Raw genomic sequence first — 8,609 nt, forward strand, 5'->3', positions numbered from 1 at the left:
CTTTCAGGATCATTGATGACCTGACGCAAAACCCCGGCCGATTCAGGCAGTGTTCATGGCGCCTGCCAAACCATGATCGAGATGGCAGACCTCTCCGCACCGTGGGATGAGGTGACGACGGCGTTACTCGGCGAAGTCGCGGTTCTTCACGGGCTCCGGAACCGTTTGGTACATGATCGGTTCCTGTTGAGGATGGACCAACCGGCAGCCGAATGGTCGGAGCCTCGACTGTCCGCCCACCGAATCCGTCCAAACGCGCTCCGGATGACCGTGGCAAACCATGAACTCACCGAACTCGAAGCTCTCCCCGATCAGATACGTCGAGTCGTGAACCGGTTGAACAGCCTCTGCCTAGCGCTTCCGAATCTGGCGACCTACTTGCTGCCAGGCCCACTGCCGGACTGGGACGAGGAACAGGACCTTCGATGGGTGAGGGGCGAGTTCGACATCGTCGAGGACGGCGGGATGCGTCTCCGTGACCTCGACGTCTAGGCCCAATCGTTTCGACTCGACAAAACACACCTTGACGGTTACGGACAGGACTCGGCCCAGTTCGCACTTTCAGAAGGGGATCTTCAACCGGACTGTACGGCGGAAGCCGAGTCTCGATGGGCTCCAAGTTCCACGGCGATCGTTGCGGTGGAATTCGCTGAAACCCAGTCACGCTCGTTCGGCCGTAGGTTCTCAGGGGTGTGTTCCGCACCAGCCCGATTCGTATGGGACCTCACGACCACGAATCGCTCACTTCGCCGATCTTCCCGTCAGCGAGGTTAGGGCAACTGAGGCCTAGTCCGCAGCCGAATCTCGGCGGAAGAGGCCAAGCCGTTTGAGATACCTTCGCGGAAGCACGAGGCCAAGTTCGGTGTGAAGCGCCATCAGTTCTCGCTGGCGTATGGTTGATTCGTCGGTAGCCGCCCGGTGATGTTGGGTCAGCTCATCAAGTGCACGCTGTCGCTCTTGCATCACCACGTTCGACCGTTCCAAACCCTGATCCCGTTCTGCAACGATCTGGTTGAGAGCTTCGACCTGCTCCTCAAGTACGTGGACACGGTCAAGCTGAGCACTCAGGTCAGCTTGAACCCGCTCGGATTCCTCAACGAGGTTCGAGACGGTGACAGCGAACTCGTCACGCTCGTCACTACGTGCGACTCGCTCCCGTTCGGCTGATTCGAGTTCGACCGTGAGCGCGTCGATGCGTTGCTTCGCCTCATCTCGCCGGCGCTCCAGGAGCGCCACCGCCTGCTTGTCTCTATAGGCCTTCGCATTGGCCTTCTCGATCTGTACCTCGCTTGTTCCGAGGCGCGAGGTAACAGAGGCCAGTTCCCGCTGGCGGGTCTTTGCCGCAGTCCGGGCATCGGTCAGTTCAGTACGAGCCCTCGCCAGGTCTTCTTTCAGCTTGGCAGATCTCTCGCTCAGCGTCTTCGAACGCTCAGCAATGTCGAGCCGCTTGGCACTCTCCTTGTCAGCGCGCCCGGCCGCCCGATTCAGCTCTTTCTCAAGGGAATCGATCTCTCTGTCGCGTACAGCCACGGTCTTCACAGCGTTGTTCCGCTCGACCTGTGTCGCCTTCAACGCCTCACGCAGCTCAGCAATGCGCCGATCTACCGACTCCTCGGCGTCTCCGACATCCATTTCAAACTGCTCCTCATACCGGCTGTCTGGTAAGCCGTCCCGCTCGAGGAGGAGCGACTCGATAGCTCCCGACGAGATGTTCCATTCGGTTCCTCGACCAGATAGCTCGATGGCATGTTCTGGGTCGCGCCAAAGCACCAGCCTGTTTGGTCCCCGTTGCGGGGTGGTGCTCAACGATGGGTCGAGGTATCGCAGCCAGGGCTTGTCCTTCAAGTTGGCGAGAGCGACGACCGAGCTTGCCGACGCGATCTCAACGGAACCGCTCTTGAGTTCGGAGCGGAGGGCATAGGCAGCAGCGACGAAGGTATCGACGTGGCCAGCATCGCCGTCGAGGTCAATGCTCTCCGGGTCGTCCCACCCGTCCTCACCGAGGACGTTCTCGAGGAGCCTCTTCCGCCAGGTCGGCACATCTTCAGGGCTCAGGCGCCGCAAGGTCCATCATCGTAGACTCAGGAGGCTCGGTGTAAGGAGTGTCGCAGCATGCAGGGGCGACCGGCTTATCGGCGTTCGAGCGTGCGGGCCTCTCCGTTGACGGCTGCAGGAGGTGGGCGAAATGAGATTGCGACATTTGGTGCAGTGGCTGCGGTTTCGGTTCTTGGTGTGGCCGCGTCGTCATCTCCACCGGCCGATCCCAAGGGGATTCTCTCGTAGCGGGATCGCTGAGCGGACACAGAGAACTCGTGATCGTCGAGGACCGGCGGCTCGACTGCAACGCCAACCGCCCGCACTCAGCCCACGACGAACTCACCCCTAACGAGGTTGTCCTACATTGGACGACAACGCATCAACCCCAAGCCGCATAGCGACTGGACCACCGAACAGGTTTTTAGGAGGCGCAATGTTGATTGCACTGCACATCGATGTGAGCGACTGGTCGAAGTTGTTGGGTGTGTGGGTCGCCCCGGCGGGATCCAGTGGCTTTCCGGACTGTTTCTATCCGGACCCGGTAAATGGATGCGAGATCGGTCGTGGCCGGATGGAGGTCAAGGGTGAGACCGTGCCGTGGCCAGCGTTCTTCTGGCGTTTGCAGAATGCGTCGCCGTACTCGGCGTGCTGGTCGGTGAGAGAAGTTGACGACGATGTGTCGTTACCTGAGTTGTTCGAGTCGCTCGCAGTCGACGTCGCTAACTCGGCAGACGATCTGGCCGACGGTGTCCCCGGCGACGGCTTCACAATCGCTGTCCCGGGCGTGAAGATGAGCAGCTCAAACGCGTCGAAGTTGGCGGCTGCGATAGGCGGACCGACAGATCAGTTCAAGCCCACCCAGAGGTTGTCGACCTTGTGTCACTTCTTCGCAGACGAACATCGAATGGTTGTGGTTGCTCGCAGTGATGTCGACCAGACGGCTGCGGACTTGGCATTGGCATGGGGTCTCGCATATCGCGGTGATCGGCAACTCTCGGTCGTGCTGCCGGCGAATCGCGCGACCCCCACACGGGTGCGTGCGCCGTGGCTGGTGCCACCGATTCGTGTTTTCGTCTACGACGGCGATGAGGTGTCGGAACCGCTGCCGATGACTGAGCATGACTCGATCGAGTCGTTTCGTTCACGGACGATTGGGCAGCCGAAGGTAGCTGCATTGGGTGACAAGTCTGGTTGGGTCCAATCGGTCCTCGACTGGGCCGACATCGCACCCGGTGTCGAGGTGATCGAACGCAAGTCGTACGTCTCGTGGCATGTGGCCGGGCGCCAAGTCCTGAAAATGATCCCGACCGCCAAGCGCCTGACTGTGATTGCCGGTGTCGATTCCACCAAACCCGAGAACTGGGATCCGGTGGTGAAGGTCATCCTTCAAGGACACGCCGAGGACCACGTCCAACATGCCATCGTCGCCGCGGCCGCACGCGCTGCGTCAGCACGCCTCGCCGGAATCGACTCCGGCCACCACGAGCACAAGATGCAAGCAGCGCTCCACCCCGAACAGTTGGGGCTGGAGTCGAATTGGCTTCGCGAGTTCCCTGCGTGGCGACCCGGGTCGACTCATTCGGCGTTCATCGATTTTCTGGCGAAGGATCAACGCGGCCGCGTGCATGTCGTAGAAACCAAGATCGGCGACGACACGATGTTGGTGCTCCAGGGCTTGGACTACTGGTTGTGGAGCCGAGCCCACGTCAATGAGACCAACCGAATCCTTGGCGCAACCTCGAAGCGGCTGCCGGTCATCAGCTATGTGGTGGCGTCGACCAAACCCGGGGGCGCGGCGATCTCGATGTACACCGCCGCGCAGGTCGAGGCCCTGCATCGTGACATCGAGTGGCGGTTCGTCGTCGTCGATAAGCCCGACACCGCCGAAGGTGTCCACCCACTCGAGCCGTACCAGCTGCCCCAGCCTCATCGCCGCGCAGACGGCGGGCCAGCGCGTTGGGGTGTTCGTCTCCACCGTCACCTCGTCCAGCACGCCATCGATGCCGGTGTCACGTTGAAGCGGTCTCGCTCGTTCGGCAACGCCGAACAGGGACTCGTACCCGCAGCAATCCCGTCATATCAGCAACTCCTTGCCGACGGGGCCGCCCACACCCACATCGCGAGCGTTCAGTCCAGCCAAGCCTTCGCCTTGAATCTGCTCGCCCCCCTCACCACCCAGGAATGGACGGCGATTGCTCAACATCATCTGCAAGACCCAACCGCTCGGGTTACCGAACCCGTCGTCTTCGAGTACACCGACCCGATCGGCGCACTCGGAGAAGCCACCCATGCGTCACCACACGCAACCCAGGTCGACTGCCTGGTCAAGATCCAACTCGACCGTGGCCGCACCCATGCCCTGCTCATCGAGGTCAAGCTCAGCGAAGACGCCTTCTCCACCTGCTCGGCCTACTCCTCGGCGGCCAACACACGTCGAGCCATCTGCGCTCAACCCGGACCATTCGGGAGCAACACCCAGGGCTGTTTCCAGCTTGCCAACCACGACCGCGAACACCGGCGAACCTATGACGAGATGCTCGGACAACCCACCGACGAACCGGTCACGTTCGGGTGCTGGTTCCGCGACGGAGCCAACCAGGCCATGCGCAATGCCGCGCTCGGCAAAGCACTGATCGCCCGCGGCGACGTTCAGAGTGCCTCGATGATGCTCATGGCCCCCGACGACCACACGGCCATCTGGGAACAGTGGCATCGGCACGTCTCACTCTTGTCGCTCTACAAGGGCATCACGTTCGCTGACCTTCGCGCCTCTCTCGTCGTCGCCCTCCACACACCCGAGCAGGCCGAGGCTCTGAGCGCCAGGTATCTACTCCCGCTCGATTTACTCGCCGTTCGGCACGCCCAACAACTCGTCGACGCACGATTCCCTGACGGTGTGGCACTCACACGACTCAACCCTGACGGCTCCGTCTCCTACAGGGACGGCATCGCACGACTCAGCGTCTTCCACGCCGACGCCGACCACATCACCTTCCTTCAGCCATACCCGGCGGGACCGATCGAACATCGCACACCTCGGTCGGTCTGGGAACACAACACCGGAGACATCACCATCCCGGACCCGCAGGGTGACCCTCCCAGCTCGCGCACCATCTCGGCTGACCACAGCAATCTCGACGAGCAAACACAGGGCGAACTACCCGGCAACGCTCATCTTGACCAACAACGATCACCGTGGTGGACCGCACCAATCAACTGATGGCCACCAGCGGGCAGTTCCACTGACCGCCCACGGGCAGATCGAGTCGGCCCTTGACAAATGTCATATGAAAGGTTTCGCTCCGACGTCAAACCCAGTCGCTGATCCCAGGCCGTCTCACAAGAGGACCGTCGTCCGAACGACTTCGACTGCTCAGCAGCGCCGACGGTCGCCTGGCGATTTCGTCTCAGCTGACGATCCCGATCCGAGCAGTGGCTACTGTGTGGCGAGTTCGGCGTGGATGCAATAGCCGTCTAGCGCACGTTCGAGAACGTCGACTGGCTCAGAGTAGGCGATCACCAACAGCTCGTCGGATGCCTCCACGTGGGCGAGAACTCCGCCGACCGGAAGGGTTTCCGTTGGCTGCATCGTGATCAGCATGTTCGCCCATTGCTTGCCGTGTGCGAACGCCGAGAACAGCCGGTACTTCGTGCCGCCGCTCACCGTGACGTCGTTGCCATTGCCATCGACGTGGGAGACAGTTCCGTACTTGTGGAAGAGGTCATAGGTTGCCGGAATGGCTTCAAGCGGCACAACGTCGCCGTTGGCTGCCAGCTTTGTCAGCCCCTTGGCCACAGCGTTTGTCATATAGGTGGCCCGACGTTGAGCGGCTGTGTGGCTACCGGGAGCTGGCTGCAGGCCCATGTCGTTCTCGGCCTTCTCGCGTTCGTTGTACTCGGCGAACTGAGCGCCAACGGCGCGGGCAAGTTGTTGGTCGTCGTCAAGGTCAGGGTCCATCAGCCACAGGGCCTGCACGGCGCTCTCGTATGCCGTCCGGGCGAGCGAGAACAGTGAATACGGCGGCAACTGGCCTGCGATCATCACCGACCGCATGAGACTGAGGTGATCCAATGCGCTCGCCACGTGAGCGCTCGCGATCTGATAGGCCCGCTCGCCCACGATGTCGCTGCCGACCCGCCTCGACCGTGCACCATCATGTGATGCCACACCGGTCGCCATGGCAAAGTACTTGGTTTCAAGCATCGGCAACCGGGCTAGCGATGCCCAGATCCGCCCAAGCGCTTCCTGTTCCATGTCAGCCACGACGTCAACCGTAGGCGGCGAGCGATCTACACACCTGACACCGACGGCTCAGCCGAGCCGACGGTCGCTTCGCGATTTCCTCTCATATGTCGATCGTCGGGCGGACAGTTCCGTGCCGGAGCTCGGTCACTTTCGACGGTCACGGAGACGTCTCAGTCGCCGCCCAAACGAACAGTCCCCGTCCCGCAGTGAATTTTACGCATCAGGCTGCGCGGCTTCCGCATCGCTGGCGAGGCACGGCTGTACCTCGTAGCGTCCGTAATCCTAAGCTAAATGCGACGAATGGACACGAAGCGATCGCTGTCCATCACACGGGGAAACCGAATTCATCGACGATCCTGACGTCCACCGGCTTGTCGGCGAAAGAGTTAGCGCTCCATGCGTTACGGAACGCGGTTTCTTTTTCGTCTGCGGCGCCGTCAAGGATCTGAAACTTGGCCCACGCGTCGTCGCCGGCCTCCCGCTTGATGCACTGTCGGAGAACCGATGCGAGATCGCCGAAGCGAACTCGTTTTCATATCGAACGTTTTGAGTTCGTGGTAAACCACGCCCTTACGAGTCACGCTCCATCGCTGTTCGTGGGGCCAGCCAAGCGCGCAGAGCGTCCACAGCTTCGTCATCCCGCTGCGAGTGTCAGCGCTTCGACGAGACAACAACTTGCCCGCCATCTCGGCAGCATCTTTTGCTGCCTTGAACTCGCGCTTCTCTCTGGCTGTCGCATTGCCAAAAGCTACACAGAGGTCAACGCCGACGGAAAGCCGGGGGCTGGTACATACTCGCCCACTGCAACGCAAGCCGGATTGGCACCCGTCAGGTTCGACTGGCTCGGAACCAGCTCCGAGATCAGCGAGGGCACAACGGAGTTCAGCGAGGGTGCGACGCACTCCCTTCGGGCTACCTGCCGCTGGCTCTACACGCATTCGTTCCCGGTGGAGCGGTTCGTTCATCGGCATAGCCCGAAGGCCAGCGGCTACAGCCGTTCTCGCTGCGGCGATGTCACCGACTTCGAGCGCCAGTCAAACGCAGCGACCTGCTGGCGCCTCTACGAGCTCGAATGCCTCGCTGTGCTGCTGCGTCTCGTGAGCCCACTCATAGTCGGGCGAGTCGAACGGCACGCCGTCAATCAGCTGCAATCCTGAAGCAGCAGCACGCGCTGCGAGCATTGGCGAAGCGATGCTTCGACCAAAACGCCAAGATTGCTGACCGCCACTGGTTTCTCGACGCCCTCACCGCCCACGCGTCACCTACGTTGCGTGATGGCTGCGGGTGCTCGGCCCTGACACAGCAGCGGCCGCCCAATTCAACAATTTGCGTGAGGTGGCTGTGGACGGCGCCGGCGGCAACGTCTACGTCGCCGACACCTTCAACAATCGGATCCGTCACATCCGATAGCTGAGCGCAGTTGCGGAAATCTTTGACTGACACCGACCCGACCGAGCCTGGTGGCGTTGGTGGTGAGACCGCCGAAGCAGTTTTCTCGGGGTGCCGATGTCGGGATGACCAGCGCAATGGTGGTGCGACACCGGCAACCCGCAACACCCCACGCCCCGCCGACAGTTCCCCGGAGGGAGGCAACAAACAGTTAGCCAGTAGCTGCCCACTCGACTCGTTCGCCGGAGCCCTCGAACGGTTCGGGCTTTCGATGCAAACGAAATGCGGTCACGTCGATTGCCATCAGACCGACCCGCCCAAGAACCTCAACAGCTGGCCGCCCCTCGATCCGGATCACGCCCGTTGCCGTCTCAAATAGGGACCGCCGTTCGGACGTTCCGACGCTCTTGTGGCGATCACCGTCACCGACCCAGACGCGTCTCTGCTGACGATCCCCGATCCGACACCGACGTGTCCACTCAACGTCCCCTTATCGGACAGCTGAAGGACGGTCCCCGGCGGCTGTGTGGTGGTTTTGTCGGTCGGTCCATTCCGGTTTGAGCGAGGCTTGTGCGGGGGTCCTGGCGGGTTGGCGTCGATGGTGCGCCAGGACCGATTGTCGTCTTCACGTGGTGACCCAGCTAGGGACCGAGGCGCTGCAGGACAGACTATGGTCGCAGCGATGGACGGACGGGCAGTCAAACGACTCGGGTTGATGGTGGTCGCAGCGTTGTTGGGCGCTGCAGTGATCACGGGCGGACTTACGATGATCGAGGAACCTCGCAACGTGTGGGCACTTGGTGCGGGTTCGACGTTGGAGTTGCAGGTGACGGGTGTGGCGGGTGTGCCGTCAGACGCGGCTGCGGTCGTGTTGAACATGACTGCCGTCAACGCTCAGGCGCCCGGGTTCGCAACGGTGTATCCGTGCGGGCAGTCA

The 8,609-nt window shown here is 61.7% G+C and carries 6 protein-coding genes; 4 read left to right on the top strand and 2 right to left on the bottom strand.

What is annotated here, in order from left to right; translation table 11 throughout:
- Nucleotides 1-72 precede the first annotated feature (72 nt).
- The gene (locus ACESNG_RS12775) at nt 73-492 is read left to right on the top strand and encodes a hypothetical protein (RefSeq protein ID WP_373069259.1); all 420 of its coding nucleotides are present in this window, start codon (nt 73-75) and stop codon (nt 490-492) included.
- Between the two features lie 294 nt (nt 493-786).
- Here the strand turns inward: ACESNG_RS12775 and ACESNG_RS12780 are convergent, their stop codons facing one another.
- Nucleotides 787-2,040, bottom strand: a complete 1,254-nt coding sequence (locus ACESNG_RS12780) for a hypothetical protein (RefSeq protein WP_373069261.1) — start codon at nt 2,038-2,040, stop codon at nt 787-789.
- Nucleotides 2,041-2,470: 430 nt separating this feature from the next.
- Between ACESNG_RS12780 and ACESNG_RS12785 the strand changes: the two genes are divergently transcribed.
- Nucleotides 2,471-5,257 carry a PGN_0703 family putative restriction endonuclease gene (locus tag ACESNG_RS12785; protein WP_373069262.1) on the top strand — a complete coding sequence of 929 codons (2,787 nt, stop codon included), beginning with the start codon at nt 2,471-2,473 and terminating at the stop codon, nt 5,255-5,257.
- A gap of 216 nt (nt 5,258-5,473) precedes the next feature.
- On the opposite strand, the gene ACESNG_RS12790 is transcribed toward ACESNG_RS12785, so the two are convergent.
- Nucleotides 5,474-6,292, bottom strand: a complete 819-nt coding sequence (locus tag ACESNG_RS12790) for a hypothetical protein (protein ID WP_373069263.1) — start codon at nt 6,290-6,292, stop codon at nt 5,474-5,476.
- Nucleotides 6,293-7,567: 1,275 nt separating this feature from the next.
- On the opposite strand from ACESNG_RS12790, the gene ACESNG_RS12795 reads away from it, so the two are divergent.
- Complete coding sequence (locus ACESNG_RS12795) at nt 7,568-7,693, top strand: hypothetical protein (protein WP_373069264.1); 126 nt, start codon at nt 7,568-7,570, stop codon at nt 7,691-7,693.
- Nucleotides 7,694-8,342: 649 nt separating this feature from the next.
- A partial coding sequence (locus ACESNG_RS12800; RefSeq protein ID WP_373069265.1) for a hypothetical protein occupies nt 8,343-8,609 on the top strand: 267 nt, incomplete at its 3' end.

Source organism: Gemmatimonas sp. (assembly GCF_041689975.1).
GTDB lineage: Bacteria > Gemmatimonadota > Gemmatimonadetes > Gemmatimonadales > Gemmatimonadaceae > Gemmatimonas.

Excerpts from the sequence above, each read along its gene's own strand:
- ACESNG_RS12775 (WP_373069259.1), top strand. The coding sequence starts at position 73 with ATGATCGAGATGGCAGACCTCTCCGCACCGTGGGATGAGGTGACGACG.
- ACESNG_RS12785 (WP_373069262.1), top strand. The coding sequence starts at position 2,471 with ATGTTGATTGCACTGCACATCGATGTGAGCGACTGGTCGAAGTTGTTG.
- ACESNG_RS12790 (WP_373069263.1), bottom strand. The coding sequence starts at position 6,292 with ATGGAACAGGAAGCGCTTGGGCGGATCTGGGCATCGCTAGCCCGGTTG.